Genomic DNA, 17,950 nt, shown 5'->3' with positions numbered 1-17,950 from the left:
CCGAGCGCCGATTTCAGCGCTCGGAACTCCAAATTGCCCACGGCGCGATCTCCCAGTATTGCGTTCATGGCACTCCCCTCCCCTGGGCCTGATTTCATTCGGCCTCTCTCAGGAAGGCATCCCCAACACTGTGGAAGGGCTGGCGCGCTCCCACTACTAAACGGTGATGGGCACTCGCTGGCCCAAGCCAGCCGCGTAAAACGGCCGCGTGCGTCTGCTGGCGCACATACACCAGGCTGAGGGGCGTGCACGATGGCCGGCAATGTCCGCCCGCTGGGAACCATCATGAATGAAGCTGCGCTGCCTCTGACCGACGAGGACGACGGCCCCTTGTCGCCATGGTGGGTCCGCACCGTGTTGATCGTGATGGCGCTCGGCTTTGCCGGCCTCATCGCAGTCACGTTGCTCGCCTACCGCAATGCACCGCCCATCCCCGCGCAGGCGACGGACCTTGCAGGCTCGCTGCAATTCAGCGGCGACGACATCGCAGAAGGCCAGGCCGTGTTCCTGAAATACGGGCTGATGGCCAACGGCAGCATCTGGGGCCACGGCGCCTACCTTGGGCCAGATTACGCGGCCGCGGCCTTGCACCGAATGGGCGAAGTCACGGCCCAGTCCATCGCGCTGGCGCGTCACCAGCAACCCTTTTCGGATCTGACGCCGTCTCAGCAGGCGGCGGTGCGCGCCGAGGCGGCGGTCGAGCTGAAGACCAACCGCTACGACCCCGACACCGGGGTGTTGCGGCTGACCGCCTCGCAAGCGGCGGCTCATCGAGAGCTGATCGAGCACTGGACCCGCTACTTTCACGACCCGGCGCTCAATGGGGGGCTCTCGGCCGACCTGATCACGGACCGCGCGGAGCTGAGGCAGTTCACAGCCTTCGTCAGCTGGGCCGCGTGGGCTTCCGTCGCCGTGCGGCCGGGCGAAAGCTATTCCTATACCAACAACTTTCCCTACGACCCGAACGTTGGCAACCGGCCGGTCGCCGGAGCCCTGTTCTGGAGCGCCCTGAGCCTCGTGGTGCTGTTGGCCGGGATCGCCGTGGTGCTGCTGGCCTTCGGCAAGTTCGATTACCTCGGCTGGGTCACCCGGGGCCACAAGGTCAGGCCGCAGCTGCTGCCGGGCCAGTCCAGCGACGGGCAGAAAGCGCTGGTCAAGTTCTTCGTGGTGGTCGCCGTACTCTTGCTGGGGCAGACGCTGGTCGGCGGCGGTGTCGCACACTACCGCGCCGACCCGGGCAGCTTCTACGGCTTCGACCTCGAACGCATCTTTCCCAGCAATCTGCTGCGAACCTGGCACCTGCAGCTGGCGATCTTCTGGATCGCGACCGCCTATGTCGCTGCGGCGCTGTTTCTCGGGCGTTCACTGCGCAAAGACGAGCCGCGCTGGCTCGCACCCTTGACGCACGTGCTCTTCGCAGCCTTTGCCCTGGTGATTGGCGGCAGCCTGCTCGGGGAATGGCTGGGAATCTCGCAGGTGCTTGGCGATTGGTGGTTCTGGCTCGGCAACCAGGGCTGGGAATACCTCGAACTCGGCAGAGTGTGGCAATACCTTCTGGTGGCCGGCCTCTTCGCGTGGTTCGCACTGCTGTGGATCCTGGTGCGGCCCAACGCGCTCGCGAACCCCACGGTGCGGCCCATCGTCAGGATGTTCCTGGTCGCCGCCATCGCGATTCCGCTGTTCTACATTCCGGCGCTGTTCATTGGTGCCAAGGCCAACTACACGGTGGTCGACACCTGGCGCTTCTGGATCATCCATCTGTGGGTCGAAGGCTTCTTCGAGTTCTTCGCCACGACCGTGGTGGCGCTCACGTTCTTCCAGCTCGGCCTGGCTCGCCGCAATGTGGCCTTGCGTGTGATCTATCTCGACGCGATCCTGTATTTTCTCGGCGGCCTGATGGGCACCGGCCATCACTGGTACTTCACCGGCCAGAGCAACTTCAACATGGCCTTGTCGGCCTTGTTCTCCGCCCTCGAGGTGGTTCCGTTGACCTTGCTGACGCTCGACGCATGGGACTTCGTGCGCACCACGCGCGGCGTGCGCGACGCCACGGGCAAAGCCATCGAGATCCCGCACAAGTGGGCCTTCCATTTCCTGATGGCGGTCGGCTTCTGGAACTTCGTCGGTGCGGGGATGCTCGGCTTCCTGATCAACCTGCCGATCGTCAGCTACTACGAAGTCGGCACGCTGCTGACGCCCGCCCACGGGCACTCGGCCATGATGGGTGTCTTCGGCATGCTGGGGATCGCGCTGATGGTCTTCGTGCTGCGCCAGACCAGCGATGACTCACGTTGGCCTGCGATCGAAAGGTATGTCCGGGTCGCGTTCTGGGGCACCAACGGCGGCTTGGCGCTGATGGTGGGCCTGAGCCTGTTCCCGGCGGGGCTGCTGCAGCTGTGGGACGTCCTGCACAACGGCTACTGGCATGCCCGCAGCCTGGACTACATCGCCAGCGAACGTTCGCAGCTGCTCGAATGGATGCGCATGCCGGGCGACGTGGTGTTCATCGTGTTCGGGGCCGTGCCGCTGGTGATCGCGTCGGTCAAGGCGTACCTCGGCGTGCGGGAGGGCGCCAAGTCGATACGCCCATTGCTCGTCCCCGCGAAGCTGCCGGTGTAGTGCTTGTGATCGCGCCCGCCCTGCCCGCTGCAGGCATGACGGGCACGGTACGCGACCGTGCGACAGCGCACGGACCCGGACGATCGCACCGCACAAACTAGGGCTGACAGCTCCGGCCGCACAAACGCTTCGCACGACTTTGAAGGACCCCATGCAGATCTTGCTCCACACGGACCCCAACACCGACGGCAGCGCGGCGATGACCGACCATCTCGACGCGGTCGTCAATGCCGCACTCGGGCGCTTTGGCGAACGCGTCACGCGCGTCGAAGTTCATCTGTCCGACGCGAACAGCCGGGCCAAGTCTGGAACCGACGACATTCATTGCATGCTCGATGCACGGCTCAGCGGCGAAGAGGCCATCGTCGTGAACGACAGCGCCGCCAACGCGCACCAGGCCATCGCCGGAGCGGTGCACAAGCTCAAACGCGCAGTCGGTGCTGCGATTGCCAAGCATCATCCACGGCATCAACCCGTGCACCCCTGACGGCCTTCGCTTCGTCGCTGCCGGCGGCGAAGCGCCGACGCGGCGTCACGGACCTGCTCCTGATGCGTGGCGCAGAACAGGCTGTCCTTCATATCAGCGAGCAAAGCGTCGGGCCGTGGCGCTGTGGACACAGCGGCGACGCAGCGGCGACGCAGCGGGCTTAGATCATGTCGCTCACCCGAAATGCAACCATCATGACGAGTCTGAAGTGCCGGATTCATGCATCGAGCCGATCTGCGCCGCCCGCTGGCGGATCAAGATAGAGCGCCTCGAAGGCATCGCAGGGCAGTGGCCGGCTGAACAGATAACCCTGCATCTCATTGCAGACCAGCTCCTGCAACAAGCGCCGCTGCGCCTCGGTCTCCACGCCTTCGGCCACCACGTTGAGCTTCAGAGAGTGCGCGAGCGTGATGATGGTCGAGACCAGTGCCAGGCCTTCCGAGCTGGTGGTCATGTCGACGACGAAGGAACGGTCGATCTTGAGTGTGTCGACCGGCAATTTGGACAGATAGCTCAGCGACGAAAATCCGGTACCAAAGTCGTCGATGGCGACGCGAACGCCCATCGCGCGGATCGCGCGCAGGCTGCTGATGCTATGCAGCACGTCCTCCATGATCAGGCTTTCTGTGATCTCCAACTCCAGGCCGGCCGCTGCCTGCGGGTCGATGCTGATGGCTTGCTCAACCTCGGCGATGAAGTCGCGATTGCGCAGCTGCAGCGGCGACACATTGACGGCAATACGCACGGCTGAAAAGCCGTCGCGGCGCCAGCGCAGATAGTCGCTGACTGCACTGCGCAGGGCCCAACGCCCAACCTCGTAGATCAGACCGGTCTCTTCGAGGATCGGAATGAACTGGGTCGGCGGTACCAGACCCGTGCGTGGGTCATTCCAGCGTATCAAGGCCTCGGCGCCAGTCAGCAAGCCGCTGCGCAGATCGACCTTGGGTTGGTAGTGAAGTACGAATTCCTCGTTCTCCAGCGCCTGTCGCAGCTGGTTCTCCAGTGCCAGCTTGCTGGCTACCGAGGCGGTCATCTGCGGCGTATAGAACAGGTAGCGGTCACCGCTGGATTTGGCCTTTTTCAAGGCCGCCTCGGCGTTCTTGAACAAGCTCTCGGCGCTGGCGCCGTCGTCCGGGAACACCGCGACACCCACCTTGACGGAGATGCGGAACACCGCCTCATTGAGCGGGAAGGAATGGTTCAAGAACGCCATCAAAGTCTGCTCCAGCAGCTGCCGTACGCCGCCCAGGCGCGTGACACGCGGCAGCACCGCGGCGAAGCGGTCCGAACCGATGCGTGCCACCAGACCAGCGTCGCCCATTTGCTGAACCAGCCACGCGGCGACCTGACGCAGCAGTTCGTCGCCGGTCACCTGGCCCAGGCTGTCGTTGATGTTCTTGAAGCGTTCGAGATCGAACAGGAACACGGCCATGGGGTGGCCGCCGGCGATAGCGGCGAGCAGATGCCATGTCACCCGATCAAGGAACAGCGTGCGGTTCGCCAATCCGGTCAGCACGTCGAAATAGGCGAGGTACTCCAGCCGCTCCAGTTTCTCGATATGGTCAAGCGCGAATGAGATATCGCCGGCCAGCTCCTGCAATAGCTGCATTTCCTGCGCATCGAATATGCCGGCCTCACCCGAAAACAGCGCCATGACTGCCCATGGCTGCCCGTGCAGCGTCAAAGGGAAATAGCCAAATGATCGGTAGCCCCCGCCCCGCAGCTCGGCGCGGAATGGCGCCATCGCCAGGTCGCTCTCGATATCGTTGCAGATCACTGGCTGCGATGACCGAAGCGCTCGGCAGGCCGGCCGGTCGCTGCTCGGTGCGTCTACGCGGGCACTCGGCGGGATAGGGTTGACATTGCCCGGCTCGCTGCCGTGCGAGGCGACTGCCTTGCATTCCAGGGTCAAGGGATCCATGACACCGATCCAGGCCATCTTGAAGGCGCCGAGGTCGACTGCCAGCCGGCTGGCCTCGCGGAACAACTCGTCGTAGCCGCGCGCGCGCACTATCAGCGCATTGATGCCACTCAACATCGCATAGACGCGGTTCAGGCGCCTGATCCTGTTTTCGCCGATCTTCTGCTCCGTGATGTTGAGGTGCATGACCACCACGCCATTCGGGCGCTGCTGGGCCAACGGCGTCACTGTCAGCAAAAACCACCTTTGCTCGGTCGTCGAGTCACAGGGGTACTCGATCGAAAAGCTCTTCGCTCCTTCCATCAGCACCGCACGTATGCCCGCTGAGACGATGGGCCCCTCGCTCCCTCCGTCGCCTATCGCGTCATCGCACACCTTCAGGTAATTGACACCGACCGCATAGCGTGGCCCCTGCAGCGCGTTCGCGGTGGCGAAGCAGCGCCACGCCTCATTCACCGCAACGATGGATCCCTGTGCATCGAGAACGGCGATATGGGCGGGCAGCGCATCGAGAATCGCGGCCTGCTTCACCGCCTCGTTGTGGCGTGAGTGCTCCTGGGAGCGGCGCAGCAGGGAGGTCCGGCCGAGTTGGTCAGTCACCGTGTCCACCTCGCCCCCGGTCAGTTCCTCCAGCCTTTGTTCGATCACGTGGAAAGATTCGATCAGCCTGGCGATCTCCTCGCTGACATCGTCAGCCGGCGGTAGCTCATTCGGCTTCACGGCTGCCGCCTTCCGGCAACCCCAGGGCCTGCAGCAAAGGCTGGGCTTGGCTGAGCGTGCCGACGATGCGGCGGGTCGGTGAAGGCGAGAGCTTGAACAGCGTCGGTGTCATCAATACGCCTGCCGCCATCGCCAGCTTGGGCTCTCGGAACACGTCGACCACCTCGATCTCATGCCGCTTCGGCAGATGGACGCGACATAGGGCTGACAGATTGTCGAGTGCCTGCGCCGAATTCAGCGCATCGCCGGCAACGTAGAGCCGGAACTTGAACAAGCTGCGGCGGTTCATAGAGTGCTCGCTTTCGTGACAGCCTTGGCTGCCGGTTTTGCAGCATCGGCACCGCGGAGTTCGCGCATGCGGGTGTGGCCGCGTGACAGTTCGCGCTCGCTGCTTTCGGTGGCGCTGGCCAGCAAGGCCTTTTCGACCTGCTTTGCAACCAGCTCGGTCTGCAGCGATTTCACTCGCACCTCCAGCTCGGCCTCTTCGGCATCGAGCCTGACGCGCTTGAGTTTGCGGGCGACCTCGGCGGCGTCGGTCGACGAACGCTCGGCGCGTTCCTTTTCCCAGCGCAGCGTGCCCATCAGGACTTCACCACCGGCGGTATAGGTATCGGTCAGGGTCACGCCGGAGTCGCTGAGGATCAGCTCGCGCACCTGGTTCGAATGCGCCGTGCCGCGTGATTTGATGATGGACAGGCCACGATTGCGCTCGCCCGCCTGCACCAGGTAGTCGAGATGGATCCAGGTGTCCGCCACCGCCGAGATCTGCAGCGGTGAACCGCCCTCGGCCAGGCTGGACATCTCGCCCAGCAAACGGGTGCAGATCAAGGTGATGCCTTCAGATTTCGACCAATCGATCAACCGTTCGGCCACGCTGTGGGCGGTCAGGTAGTTGCCCGATTCCGACCATGTGGAGACCGGATCGATGACCAGGCAGCGAGCCTTGTGTTCGGCCGTCAGCGTCTTGATGCGCATCAGATAGGTCTCCGCGCTGCCAGCGATGGAGCGGGCCGAGACCATGCGCAGCAGACCGCTTTTCTTGTATCGGTCGAGGCGGATGCCCACCGATGCCAAGTTGCGCGCCACCTCGGAGCCATCCGAATCGAAGCTGACGAACAATGTGCGTTCGCCGCGCCCGCAGGCAGCCTCGGCGAATGCGCCGCTCAGCGTCGTCTTTGCGGTGCCCGAGAAGCCGGTGATCAGCACGCTGGCGCCACGGTAGTAGCCGCCGCCCAGCATCGTGTCCAGACGCGCGACGCCGCTGGATACGCGCTCGCTGCTGACTTTCACGTCACCGCGATCCTGCGCCCGCGCGACGGCGACCTCGAAGCCGCCATTGCCGATCACGAACGGCGATTCGTCCTCGTCGAAGCGCGAGCCGCGGTACTTCTGCACCCGCAGATTTCGCTGCGACACACCTTGAACGACATCGTGATTGAGGATCACCGCGCAGTCGACCATGAACTGCATCAGGCCGAACGGTTGTGGGCCGCTCGAGTTGCTGTGACTGCTGTCATCGCCGCCGGCTTTGGCGGTGATCAGGCCAGTCAACTGGCGCGCCAGCAGCCACTCATGCAGCCGGTAGATCTCGCGCCGCTTGGCCGCCGCGTCGGGCAGCAATGCCAGCACGATGTCGAGGGCATCGAAGACGATGCGACGCGCCTTCATTTCGTCGGCCTTGGCCCCAAGAACCGCCAACATCCCGCTCAGGTCGAAGTCGCCGGACTGCACCAGATCGGGCAGCGGTTGGGCATTCATGAAGAACAGCCGCTTGCGCTGAAGCTCGGGCAGATTCCAGCCGAAGCTGCCCGCGTTGGCGACGATGCGCTCGATGTGCTCCTCGAACGCGACAAAGATTCCAGACTCCTTGCAGGCCTGCGCGCCGTGCGCAAGGAATTGCAGCGCGAAAATCGTTTTGCCTGAGCCAGGCCCACCGACCAGCAAGGTTGTGCGACCGATCGGCAATCCGCCGCCGGTGATGTCATCGAAGCCACCCACGCCGGTCGATGCCTTGCCCGGTGCGGCCTCCGTTCGCGCGACTCTCACAAGGCCTTCCGCATCAAGATCTGACGCGCATGGCACCGCGCGCGCTGCATGAAGGACCCTACGGCATGGTCACCCAGATGGGCGCAAGAGAGTCTTGCTGACATGGTCTCTCCCTGTCGATTTGAACGGGATGGAGTCAGCCGAAGCAGCACTGCGCGAGCAATCCATGACATCCTGTTCGTTCAGGGGCATGACATCGGCTCCCGTTGGGAGTCCAGTCTGTTCGGTTTGTTCGTTAGCCTCCGTGCGACAACGCACATAAGGAAATGGCGACATCTGCGCCTCTCGGTAGGTAGTTGCCTCCTTCCATCGGCTGCTGAGCATGCCCACCGAGCTTGGATGCACACTCCTCATCGCCCCATCGCCACAAATATGTCTCATACCCATTGAGGATCTCTACGGCAGACATCCCACGATGAGAGATTGCGAATCCGCGCCTCAGCGCGGACTATGAAGTTCCTGATCAATCAAACGGTATTGAACGCCCTGCCCCGGCCGAGTCGGTATTTGTTGTCGCCACGTGGCGTCAAGAAACACCCTCTCCTCCTTCAGAAGTCATTGATTCCAAAACGAAACTTTTGACGACTGGGGCAGGCAGATGTTTCGGACAGCTTTTCCGCGCGGTTAAGGATGACCTTGCTGGGTTGAGGCCGTACAACCTGCTTCGCTGCATCAAGCCCGGATCTGCAAGCCAACGCAGCATCGCCAGGCGGCGGGCAGCATAGGAAGGCGCAACCATGACTCCAGCAAGCGTGCCAAAGCAGTTGCCTGCTCGGGTATCGGAAAACCGCCGGCCGGTGCAGCAACCGAAGGACGCCTTGGCCAGCATCGTCGGCCCCAGCGCCTCGCTCAGCGCATTGCGCATGCGGCTCCCGATGCTGGCGCGGTCCCAATGCAGCGTGCTGGTCACCGGCGAAACGGGCACGGGCAAGGACTGCGTGGCCCGCGCCCTGCACGAACTCGGCGAGCGCCGCAGCGGGCCCATGGTCAGCATCAATTGCGCGGCGCTGCCGGACACGCTGCTCGACAGCGAACTCTTCGGCTATGAGCGCGGCGCCTTCACCGGCGCCCATGCGGCTTATCCCGGCAAGATTTCGCTGGCCAGCGGCGGCACGCTCTTCCTCGACGAGATCGGCGACATGCCGCTGCATGCCCAGGCCAAGCTGCTGCGCGTGCTCGAGACGCGCGAGGTGTTCCCCATCGGCGCGCTGCGCAGCCGCCATGTGGACGTGCGCATCGTCGCGGCGACGCATTGCGCGCTGGAACAGGCCGTGCGCAGGGGCTCATTCCGGGCGGACCTGTTCTACCGGCTCAACGTGGCCCGCATCGAGTTGCTGCCACTGAGGCAGCGCCCCGAAGATGTGGCGCCCTTGTTCGAGCACTTCGCGGGTCAACTGAATGACGGCGGCAGCGCAGGCCCGGTGCGCGTGACGGCTTCGGCCATGCTGCTGATGCAGCAGCACGGCTGGCCGGGCAATGCCCGCGAACTGCGCAACCTGGTCGAGGCCGCCGGGCTGGTGTTCGACGGCCGGCCGCTGGAGCCCGATGAACTGCCACTGTCCGGCGCGGCGTCGTTGGTCAACGATGAATCGAGCCGCGTGATCGAAGCCCTCGAGCGTTGCGAATGGAACCGCACCCGGGCCGCCGAGATGCTGCACTGGTCCCGCATGACCCTGTATCGCAAGATGAAGCAGTTCCACATCGCGCCGGAGCCGGTCCGCAATGCACGTGCGCCGTAACACGCCGCTGTGACACCGCAAGTGCTTGATCCGCTGAGGTTTTCGTAGCGCAACGTCACATCGCTCATGTGACATCGTTCACGGCCGAACACGCAACTCCTTGATTCATAAGGGGCGGCGGCCACCGCCGAGCATGGCACGCCACTTGCGCAATACAGCGCATGAAGTCGCCAACCGACGTTCGACGTGACTGGGCCGCCGAGGGTTGCCCGGTCGCCGCCTCATCGGCCGGCTATCACTATGCCAACCAGTTCGAGGTCGGCTTCAGTCGCAGCGAAGTGCTGCTGCGCATGGCCCAGGCCTACGAGGGCGAGGCGCTGACGCATGGGATACCCACCCGCGTGGTGATGACGCCGTCCTATGCCATGGCCCTGCTGCAGTTGCTGTCAGAAGCGATGCAGCGCTACGAGGCGGAGTACGGCCCGGTGGTCCCGGTCGGCAACGGCATCGTCGCGCAGGACTCCACGTTCTGACATGGCCAACGAATCCGCCCTCCTCTCCCTGGCCGAGTCGCTGGCCCGAAGGCTGGACAACGCCTGGACGCCCGAACTGCGCGCGCGGCATGGCGACATGAGCTTCCAGGCCATCGGCAGCGGTGGCCTGCTGGCGGACCTCAACGTGCAGGGCGCGGTGCTATCGGTCTGGCCCTATCGCGTCACTGTCAACGAGCAGATGCGCAATCTGAGTGCGAGCGATGCACGCCGCACACCGGGCCTGTCCAACCGGCCGCTGTCGCTGGATGTGCACCTGCTGCTGTCCATCTGGTCGGCCAACACCGCGCTGGAGCTGGCCGCGTTTGCCTGGGTGCTGCGCGAGCTGCATCGCGAACCCATCCTTGATGCGTCGACGCTGTCCAGCAACGGCGGCTGGTCGGCCGAGGAGGTCGTGCAGCTGATCCCTGCCGAGATCACGGTGGAGGACATGATGCGCATCTGGGACGCCATCACGCCCAGCTACCGGCTGAGCGCGCCGTATGTGGCCCGCATCGTGCAGCTCGACGTCGAGGCGCCGGACGCCCTGCCCGTCGTGGCGCGGCGCTTCGACTATGGAGGCGTGCCGGCATGAGCGTGGTTTTCCACAGCATCGAGACCGACGTGCGCCGCGTCTGGGGCGCGCTGCGCTTCGTCGATGCCATGTCGGGCCACACCATCGACAGCCCGCTGCGCGTCGACCTGCCCGGCGCCCGGCTGCAGCGCAACCGCAGCGGTTTCTTCGTCGTCACGGCTCTGGACGATGCCGCCAATTTCGACGCCCGGCGCGACTATGAAAACGCCTTCGACCCCATCCCGCCCGCCCCGGCACTGTCACTGCCTGGCACGGTGAGCGACCCCGCCGGCCGCTATCTGCCGCGTCGTTTCACGTTGGCATTGCCCCGTTCGCCACTCCCAGCTGCACCGGCTGAAACGGCTCCGCTGTTCGAAGCCGCCACCATCACCCTCGACCCCACCACCGCCACCGCTCTCCTCCCCACATGGGCCGCCCTGCGCCTGAGCGTGCGGCGCAACGGCGCGCCCGCGGCGCAGGCGGCCATCCGCGTGCACCGCAGCGGCAGCGAGGCCGTGCTCGGTCGCGGCATGACGGACGTGCGCGGCGAGGCGTTGGTGGCCGTCGTCGGCGTGGCGCAGATCACGCCGGGTGCCGAGGAACTGGTGGTCGAGACCGAGATCGCCGTCGACATCGTCGTCAGCGCCGACACCACGCTGGCGCCCGGCGCCCTCGTCGACCCCGACCTGCTGGCCGACCGCCCCCTGGGCGCCGGTCTCTCTCGACTCATCGTGCCGCGCAACCTCGCCAGCGGCCGCATCGAAGTGATGAACCTGACGCTCCCCTGAGCCCTGCTTGACCGATTGAAGGAGGCACACCATGCCCGAATACCTCGCCCCAGGCGTGTACGTGGAAGAAACCAGCTTTCGAGCCAAGTCCATCGAAGGCGTGGGCACGAGCACCACGGCCTTCGCCGGCCCCACGCGCAAGGGCCCCATCGCCACGGCCGAGCTGCTGCCCGAGATCCTGACCAGCTTCGCCGACTTCGAGCGCATCTACGGCGGCACGGCCAATCTCGACCTGCAGGCCGACGCGATCAACTTCCTGGCGCATGCCGTGCGGGCCTATTTCAACGAGGGCGGTTCGCGGCTCTATGTGGCGCGTGTGTTCCTGGCGCGCGGCGCCAACGACTCCGGCCTGGCAAGCACGGCCGACCTGCGCCCCGCCGCCGTCGCGCCCGCGGTACTGGCGGCGGAGGACGACACCAACCGCATCCGCTTCGTCGCCCGCTTCCCGGGCGCCAGTGGCAACGGCGCCGTGCCCACCCGTGAGCAGTCCCAGCTGCGCGGCATCCAGACGCGCGAAATCATCGCGCCCGCCCCGCAGCGCGTGCTGGACAGCACGCCCCTGGGCTCGCTGGCCCGCAGCGGTGTGGCCGCGCCCCACAGCTACTTCGTCAAGCGTGCCGATGGCTGGCATGCGCTCACCGACGCCGGCGATGGTGCCGTCACCGCACCCGACGCTGCCGCCCAGGCCGCCATCGCCGCCGCCGGCAACCAGGCCCAGCGCGACGCCGCGGCAGCCCTGCTCGCCTCCGTCTCGCTGATCACGCTGGCCGTCATTGCGACCGACGCCGATGGCGGCAGCCTGGCCATCGACGACCTCGGCTACGACCGCGGCCACCCACGCTGGCTCGGCACCGTGATGCCGCCGCAACCCAACCGCCGCGTCGACCAGATCGAGAACCTCTACGCCGCCAACCTCGGCAGCGCCGTCAACGCCTTCCAGCTGCTCGCCGCCTTGTTCCCGACCGCCGCCAACGCCACCGGCCGCCGCGGCTCCTTCGCGTTGACCGGCGGCAACGACGGCGCCGAGCCCATGGACGCCAGCTACATCGGCGCCTTCGCCGCCCTGGCCAAACTCGACGACATCGCCATCGTCGCTGCCCCCGGCTCCAGCGCCTATGCCGCGCGCGACGCCATCCGCAACTCGCTGATCACCCACGCCGAAGGCCGGCGCATGTACCGCATCGCCGTGCTCGACACCAACACCGGCCTCAACGCCGGTGCCGCGCGCGAAGCCCGCGCCACCATCGACAGCAAATACGCCGCGATGTACTACCCCTGGGTCGTCATCGCCAACCCCAATGCCCGGCCGGGCCGCGATGACATCCCGCGCGAGATCGCCCTGCCGCCGTCGGGCTTCGTCTGCGGCATCTATGCGCGCAACGACATCGAGCGCGGCGTGTTCAAGGCACCTGCCAACGAAGTCGTGCGCGGCGCGCTGCGTTTCGAGCGCGATGTCAGCTTTGGCGAGCAGGAGGTGCTCAACCCGCTGGGCGTCAACTGCCTGCGCTACTTCCCGGGCCGCGGCTACCGCGTCTGGGGCGCGCGCACGGCCAGCAGCGACCCCGAATGGAAATACGTCAACGTGCGGCGTTATTTCAACTACCTGGAAGCCTCCATCGACCGCAGCACCCAGTGGGCCGTGTTCGAGCCCAACGGCGAGCGCCTGTGGGCCAACATCCGCGAAACCATCGCGCAGTTCCTCTACAACGAATGGCGCAATGGCGCCCTGCTGGGCGGCAAGGCCGAGGAGGCCTATTTCGTGCGCTGCGACCGCTCGACGATGACGCAGAACGACCTGGACAACGGCCGCCTGGTCTGCCAGATCGGCGTTGCGGCGCTCAAGCCCGCCGAGTTCGTGATCTTCCGCATCGGCCAGAAGACCGCCGATTCCCGCGACTGATTAGGAGCAGCTCATGGCACGCAAAGTCCCTTACGGCGCCTTCAACTTCCTCGTCAACTTCGACGGCGCGGAAGCCTTCGGCGGCTTCTCCGACGTCTCCGGCCTCGGCTCGGAAATCACCGTGGCCGAGTACCGCTACGGCAACGACGCGGAGAACCATGTGCGCAAGATCCCCGGCGTCCACAAGGTCGGCGACGTGACGCTCAAGCGCGGCATCATCAGCTCCAAGTCTCTGTGGGACTGGGTGAAGGAGACCCGCACCACCGGCGTCAACGCGCAGAAGAACATCTCCATCACCCTGCTCGACGAGGCCCGCAACCCGGTGCAGGTCTGGCTGCTGCGCAACGCCATCCCGCTCAAGTACACCGGCCCGACGCTCGCGGCCAAGGGCGGCGGCGACGTGGCCATGGAAGAGCTGGTGCTGTCGTCCGAAGGTCTGGAGATCGAGGCCGCGTGAGCGGGCCGCTTCCATGTACGGACTGAGCTTCGAGTCGACCCGCCCTGTCGAGCGCCCGCATCCGGCCCGCGCCGACATCGCGCTGTTCGTGGGCTGGACGACGCGCCGCGCCAGCGTGGCGCTGCCGCGGGCGATGTCGGATTGGTTGAATGCGCGGGGCTTCAAGGACGCCGCCCTGCGCGAGACCCTGCTCGGCATGCCGGCGCCCATCGACACCTGGGACGCCTTCGACAGCCTTTTCGACTGGCATGCCCGCGCCGTGCAGGGGCGCAGCGAACTCGCCGACGACTGGCTGGGCCTGGCGGTGCGCGACTTCTTTGCCAACGGCGGGCGCAAGGCTTATGTGCTGTGCCTGGGCCTGCCCTGGCCGCTGGGCTCGACACCCGCCGTGACGCTGTTCGACGCGCTGGATGTCGCCATGCAGCAGGCATGGACGCTGGATGACGTCAGCTTCGTGCTGGCGCCCGACCTGCCCGAGCTGCACGCGAATCTGAACCAGCCTCCCATCCCCGGCGACCCAGGCGTGGCTGCCGTCGTGCCCGAAGTCTTTGTCGAATGCGGCACGCCCACCTTCGCCACGCCGCCCACAAACGGCGTGCGGCAACTTGCGGCGCCGCGGCTGTCCGACGCGGCCTTCGAACTCTGGAACAGCAATGTGCTGAGGCTGCGCAACACGCTCGCGCGACAGCGCCGCGACCTGATGCTGCTCGTCGCCGCGCCGCTGGCCGCCCGCGACACCCAGGCCGCACGCCAGCTCAGCGCTGCCATCAGGCTGCAGACCAGCATGGTGGAGTGCGCCACGCCCTGGCTGCTGCCACTGCGCGAGGTGCGCACGCCCGAAGGCCTGATCCCGCCCGACGGCGCGCTGGCCGGCCTGATCGCCGCCTCGGTACTCGCCAATGGCCCGGTGCGCCCAGCCGCCGGCCAGGCGCCCATGGGCGTCCTCGCCGTCCATCCGCAACCCAGCGACCAGGAGCTGCGTTCGCCCCCGCGAGGCCAGTTCGCCGGCTATCTGTCCAACCTCGATAGCCGCCGCAGCGGCTGGCCGCTGGCCGAGACCTTCGCCCTCTTCGGCCCTACGGCCAACGGCATCCGCCTGCTCAGCGACCCTTCGCTGAGCGCCGTGCGCGAATGGCGCAGCGCCGGCGTCGTGCGCCTGCTCGGCCAGTTGCTGCGCACCGCCCGCATGGTCGGCGCGACGCTGGTCTTCGAGACCTCCGGCGAAGCTCTCTGGGCTCGCGTGCGCAGCCGCTTCGAAGACATGCTGGCCAGCTACTGGCAGGCTGGCGCCCTGCGCGGTAGCAGCGCGTCCGAAGCCTTCACGGTGCGCTGCGACCGCAGCGTGATGACCCAGAGCGATCTCGACGCCGGCCGCGTCATCGTGCTGGTGCAGTTCGCGCCGCAAGCCGCCATCGAGCACATCCGCATCGAGCTGGCCCTGGCCGAGGACGGCAGCGTCAACTGGCAGGACGCCGAGCCGCTTGCCCACACCGCGGAGGCTGCATGAGCGCCGATGCACGGGGCGCCCCGATCGGCGTGTTCAATTTTCATGTGTCCTTCAGCCGCGACCCGGTAGACGGCAGCGGCGGCGACGACGCGACGCTCTGCCAGGGCGCCTTCAGCGAGCTGACCGGCCTCGAAGCCACGATGGAGCCACGCAGCATCCGCGAAGGCGGCCGCAACTGGGGCAGCGTGCAGCGCCCCGGCGGCGTCAACTTCGCCACCGTCGTGCTCAAGCGCGGCATCACCCGCTCGCGCGACCTCTGGCAATGGTTCGAGCTGCTGGGCCAGGGCGGCTATGTGAACCGCCTCAAGGCCGAGATCGAGATCCGCAGCACGACCGGCGAGCGTGTCATGGGCTGGACCCTGCGCCGCGCCATGCCCGTCAAGTTCAAGGCCGCCGACCTCAATGCGCGCGGCACCGACGTGGGCGTGGAAGAGCTGCACATCGTCCACGAAGGACTGGAGCACTCGACATCATGACTGCTCCCAATGTCGTCAAGGCCAAGATCGTTCTGCAAAGGAATGGCCAGGACATCGACACCGTCGAGGTGCACTTCAACCCGGTTTCGCTGCAGGTCGAGATCACCAACTCCACCAGCCCGCAGAGCGGCAGCGGCAGCACCACGCAGACGGCCACGCAGTCCAGCGCCAAGCTCGGCCTGGACCTGCTGTTCGACACCACCCACACCGGCGAAGACGTGCGCACCATCACGCGCCGACTGCGCGCCGCCGTGCGCTCGCCGGACGCCACCGGCACCCAGAGCGCCGAGTCCAGTGCCGCCTTCACGCCGCCCACGTTGCGCTTCGAGTGGGGCACCTTCACCTTCACCGGCATCTCGGACAGCTATCGCGAGACGCTGGACTTCTTCTCACCCGAGGGCGTGCCGCTGCGCTCCAGCGTGGCCCTGGCCCTGAAGGAGCAGCCCAACGAGTTCAGCGCTCTGGAGCGCGACAACCCGTCTGCCGCCAACGCCTCGCGTGCGCGCAGCAGCGCCTTCGAAGTGGCGGGCGGGCTGGGTGGTGCTGCCGGCATCGCCGGCCTGGGTGGTGACCTGCGCGCCGCCCGCGCCATCGCCAGCATGAATGGCGAGGTCAGCCTGCGCTTCTCGGCCGGCGCGACGCTGGCTGTCGGCGCCAAGGTCGAACTCAAGGCTGCGGTGTCGTTCGCCGGCGGTGCGGGTGTCGGCGGCATTGGCGCAGGAATCGGCGCGGGTGCCGGCATTGGCCTCTCCGCCTCTACTCCATCGCTGCGCTTCGACGCCGGCCGCCTCGCCCCGCCGCCAGTGCCGCAGCAACTCGCCACCGACGTCGGCGCCGGTTTCAGCATCGACGGCCGCGCCCTGCCCGCCGGTGCGGCCGGCCTGCGCGCCAACGTCGGCCAGGCCCCGCGCGCCCTGCGCTTCGACGACTGAACAGGAACACCCCCATGCCCGTCTTCATCGATGAAATCGTCGTCGACGTTCCGCCACCGGAAACCACCGCCGGCCAGCAGTCACGCGACGCCCAGGGCGCGGCCAACGCCACGCCCACGCCGGCCTGGACGCCCGAATTCGCCCACATGCTCGACCAGCAACTCAGCGTCGCCCTCGAGCGCCGCGCGCGCCTGCTGGCCGACTAGGACTCACCGGCCATGCCTCCCGAAACCAGCGAACGCCCGGTCTCCTCGCGCACCGCCTACAGCGCGCGGCCGACGCTGCGCGTGGACGGCCAGGCCCTGCCCGCGCTGGACGATCTCGTGCGAACCTTCTCCGTCACCGAGGCCGAGGGCGGCATGAGCAGCCTGTCGCTCGGCATGGGCAACTGGGGCATGGTCGGCGGCAGCCTGGGCCTGGTATTCGACGCCGGCGGACCCATCAAGCTCGGTGCCCGCGTGCAGCTCTACGCCGGCGAGACCTCCGGCCCCATCGAGATCTTCGACGGCCAGATCCACGCCATCGAAGCCAGCGGCTCCGTCGGCGCACCGCCGAGCCTGCTGGTGCTGGCCGAGGACAAGCTGTACGCCGCGCGCATGAGTCGGCGCAGCAAGAGCTACGAGGCGTCGAGCGTGGAAGACGTTGTGCAGACCATCGCCAGCAGCCACGGCCTCACCGTCGATGCCACCGGCCTGCCCAGCGGCAACGCGCTGTGGGTGCAGATGAATGAAAGCGACCTGTCATTCCTGCGCCGCGTGCTGAGCCGCAGCGATTGCGAGATGCAGGTGATCGGCAGCACGCTGCAGGTGCGCAGCAGTGCGGACATGGACCGGGGCACGCTGGACCTCACGCTCTACAGCCAGCTGCAGGAGGTGCGCGTCATCGCCGACCTGTCCAGCCAGGTCACCGAGGTCATGGCGCGTGGCTTCGACCCGGCCGCCGGCAGCGACTTCACCAAGACCAGCACCGGCGCTCAACCCGGTCCGGGAAGCGGCCGCACGGGCGCCTCGCTGTTGTCCGATATCGGCATGGAGCGCAGTGAGAACCTCGGCGCCCTGCCCTGCCGCAACGACACCGAAGCCCAGGCCCTCGCCGACGCCGCCTTTGACCAGCGCGCCCGCCAGTTCGTGCGTCTGCACGGCCGCACCGAGGGCAATGCCGGCCTGCGCGTGGGCAGCCGCGTGAACCTGCACGGCGTCGGCCGGCGCTTCGACAACTGCTACGCCGTGGTCGAGGCGCGCCACCGCTTCGATCCGACGAGCGGCTATGTGACCGAGTTTGTCGCCCAGTCGGCCTTCATCGCCGACAACTGAC

General features: G+C 66.6%; 16 protein-coding genes. 13 read left to right on the top strand and 3 right to left on the bottom strand.

The window, feature by feature from the left end:
* Positions 1–285: 285 nt before the first annotated feature.
* Together ASC91_RS12565 and ASC91_RS12560 are read left to right on the top strand one after the other, a co-directional pair.
* On the top strand, positions 286–2,619 hold the full coding sequence (locus ASC91_RS12565) for a nitric-oxide reductase large subunit (RefSeq protein WP_056197271.1): 2,334 nt from the start codon (positions 286–288) through the stop codon (positions 2,617–2,619).
* Between the two features lie 151 nt (positions 2,620–2,770).
* Positions 2,771–3,106 (top strand): HPF/RaiA family ribosome-associated protein, encoded by a 336-nt coding sequence (locus tag ASC91_RS12560; protein ID WP_056197063.1) that lies wholly within the window; start codon positions 2,771–2,773, stop codon positions 3,104–3,106.
* A gap of 217 nt (positions 3,107–3,323) precedes the next feature.
* Here the strand turns inward: ASC91_RS12560 and ASC91_RS12555 are convergent, their stop codons facing one another.
* The 3 genes from ASC91_RS12555 to kaiC are packed head-to-tail and all read right to left on the bottom strand — an operon-like array spanning position 3,324 to position 7,793.
* Positions 3,324–5,747 carry an EAL domain-containing protein gene (locus ASC91_RS12555; protein WP_056197062.1) on the bottom strand — a complete coding sequence of 808 codons (2,424 nt, stop codon included), beginning with the start codon at positions 5,745–5,747 and terminating at the stop codon, positions 3,324–3,326.
* Positions 5,734–6,036, bottom strand: a complete 303-nt coding sequence (locus tag ASC91_RS12550; protein ID WP_056197060.1) for a circadian clock KaiB family protein — start codon at positions 6,034–6,036, stop codon at positions 5,734–5,736. Before ASC91_RS12550 ends, ASC91_RS12555 begins: the two co-directional genes overlap by 14 nt.
* Entirely contained in the window at positions 6,033–7,793 is a 1,761-nt protein-coding gene (gene kaiC / locus ASC91_RS12545) for a circadian clock protein KaiC (RefSeq protein ID WP_162247781.1), read from the bottom strand. Before kaiC ends, ASC91_RS12550 begins: the two co-directional genes overlap by 4 nt.
* Positions 7,794–8,530: 737 nt before the next feature.
* Here kaiC and ASC91_RS12540 point away from each other — a divergent pair.
* The 11 genes from ASC91_RS12540 (at position 8,531) to ASC91_RS12490 (ending at position 17,949) form a co-directional block, all read left to right on the top strand.
* On the top strand, positions 8,531–9,532 hold the full coding sequence (locus ASC91_RS12540; RefSeq protein ID WP_082532626.1) for a sigma-54-dependent Fis family transcriptional regulator: 1,002 nt from the start codon (positions 8,531–8,533) through the stop codon (positions 9,530–9,532).
* A gap of 161 nt (positions 9,533–9,693) precedes the next feature.
* A complete protein-coding gene (locus ASC91_RS12535; RefSeq protein WP_056197054.1) occupies positions 9,694–10,005 on the top strand; it encodes a DUF3467 domain-containing protein in 312 nt (103 codons plus the stop codon).
* A gap of 1 nt (position 10,006) precedes the next feature.
* Positions 10,007–10,597 carry a DUF4255 domain-containing protein gene (locus tag ASC91_RS12530; protein WP_056197052.1) on the top strand — a complete coding sequence of 197 codons (591 nt, stop codon included), beginning with the start codon at positions 10,007–10,009 and terminating at the stop codon, positions 10,595–10,597.
* Positions 10,594–11,364 carry a hypothetical protein gene (locus ASC91_RS12525; protein WP_056197051.1) on the top strand — a complete coding sequence of 257 codons (771 nt, stop codon included), beginning with the start codon at positions 10,594–10,596 and terminating at the stop codon, positions 11,362–11,364. Before ASC91_RS12530 ends, ASC91_RS12525 begins: the two co-directional genes overlap by 4 nt.
* Before the next feature lie 31 nt (positions 11,365–11,395).
* Positions 11,396–13,264 (top strand): phage tail sheath subtilisin-like domain-containing protein, encoded by a 1,869-nt coding sequence (locus ASC91_RS12520; RefSeq protein ID WP_056197050.1) that lies wholly within the window; start codon positions 11,396–11,398, stop codon positions 13,262–13,264.
* Between the two features lie 13 nt (positions 13,265–13,277).
* Complete coding sequence (locus ASC91_RS12515; RefSeq protein WP_056197049.1) at positions 13,278–13,721, top strand: phage tail protein; 444 nt, start codon at positions 13,278–13,280, stop codon at positions 13,719–13,721.
* 13 nt (positions 13,722–13,734) lie between these two features.
* Positions 13,735–15,228, top strand: a complete 1,494-nt coding sequence (locus ASC91_RS12510; RefSeq protein ID WP_056197048.1) for a hypothetical protein — start codon at positions 13,735–13,737, stop codon at positions 15,226–15,228.
* Positions 15,225–15,704 (top strand): phage tail protein, encoded by a 480-nt coding sequence (locus ASC91_RS12505; protein WP_056197047.1) that lies wholly within the window; start codon positions 15,225–15,227, stop codon positions 15,702–15,704. The genes ASC91_RS12510 and ASC91_RS12505 overlap by 4 nt, the downstream gene beginning before the upstream one ends.
* A complete protein-coding gene (locus ASC91_RS12500; protein WP_056197045.1) occupies positions 15,701–16,636 on the top strand; it encodes a hypothetical protein in 936 nt (311 codons plus the stop codon). Before ASC91_RS12505 ends, ASC91_RS12500 begins: the two co-directional genes overlap by 4 nt.
* Positions 16,637–16,650: 14 nt before the next feature.
* Positions 16,651–16,842, top strand: coding sequence for a hypothetical protein (locus ASC91_RS12495; RefSeq protein WP_056197044.1), 192 nt, complete (start codon positions 16,651–16,653; stop codon positions 16,840–16,842).
* Between the two features lie 12 nt (positions 16,843–16,854).
* Positions 16,855–17,949, top strand: coding sequence for a phage late control D family protein (locus ASC91_RS12490; protein ID WP_056197040.1), 1,095 nt, complete (start codon positions 16,855–16,857; stop codon positions 17,947–17,949).
* The last annotated feature ends 1 nt before the right edge of the window (position 17,950 follow it).

The organism is Pelomonas sp. Root1237, from assembly GCF_001425055.1.
In the GTDB taxonomy this organism is placed as follows: domain Bacteria; phylum Pseudomonadota; class Gammaproteobacteria; order Burkholderiales; family Burkholderiaceae_C; genus Pelomonas.
The sequence above is the reverse complement of the archived record's forward strand: the minus strand, read 5'-3'. Positions and strand labels throughout refer to the sequence as shown.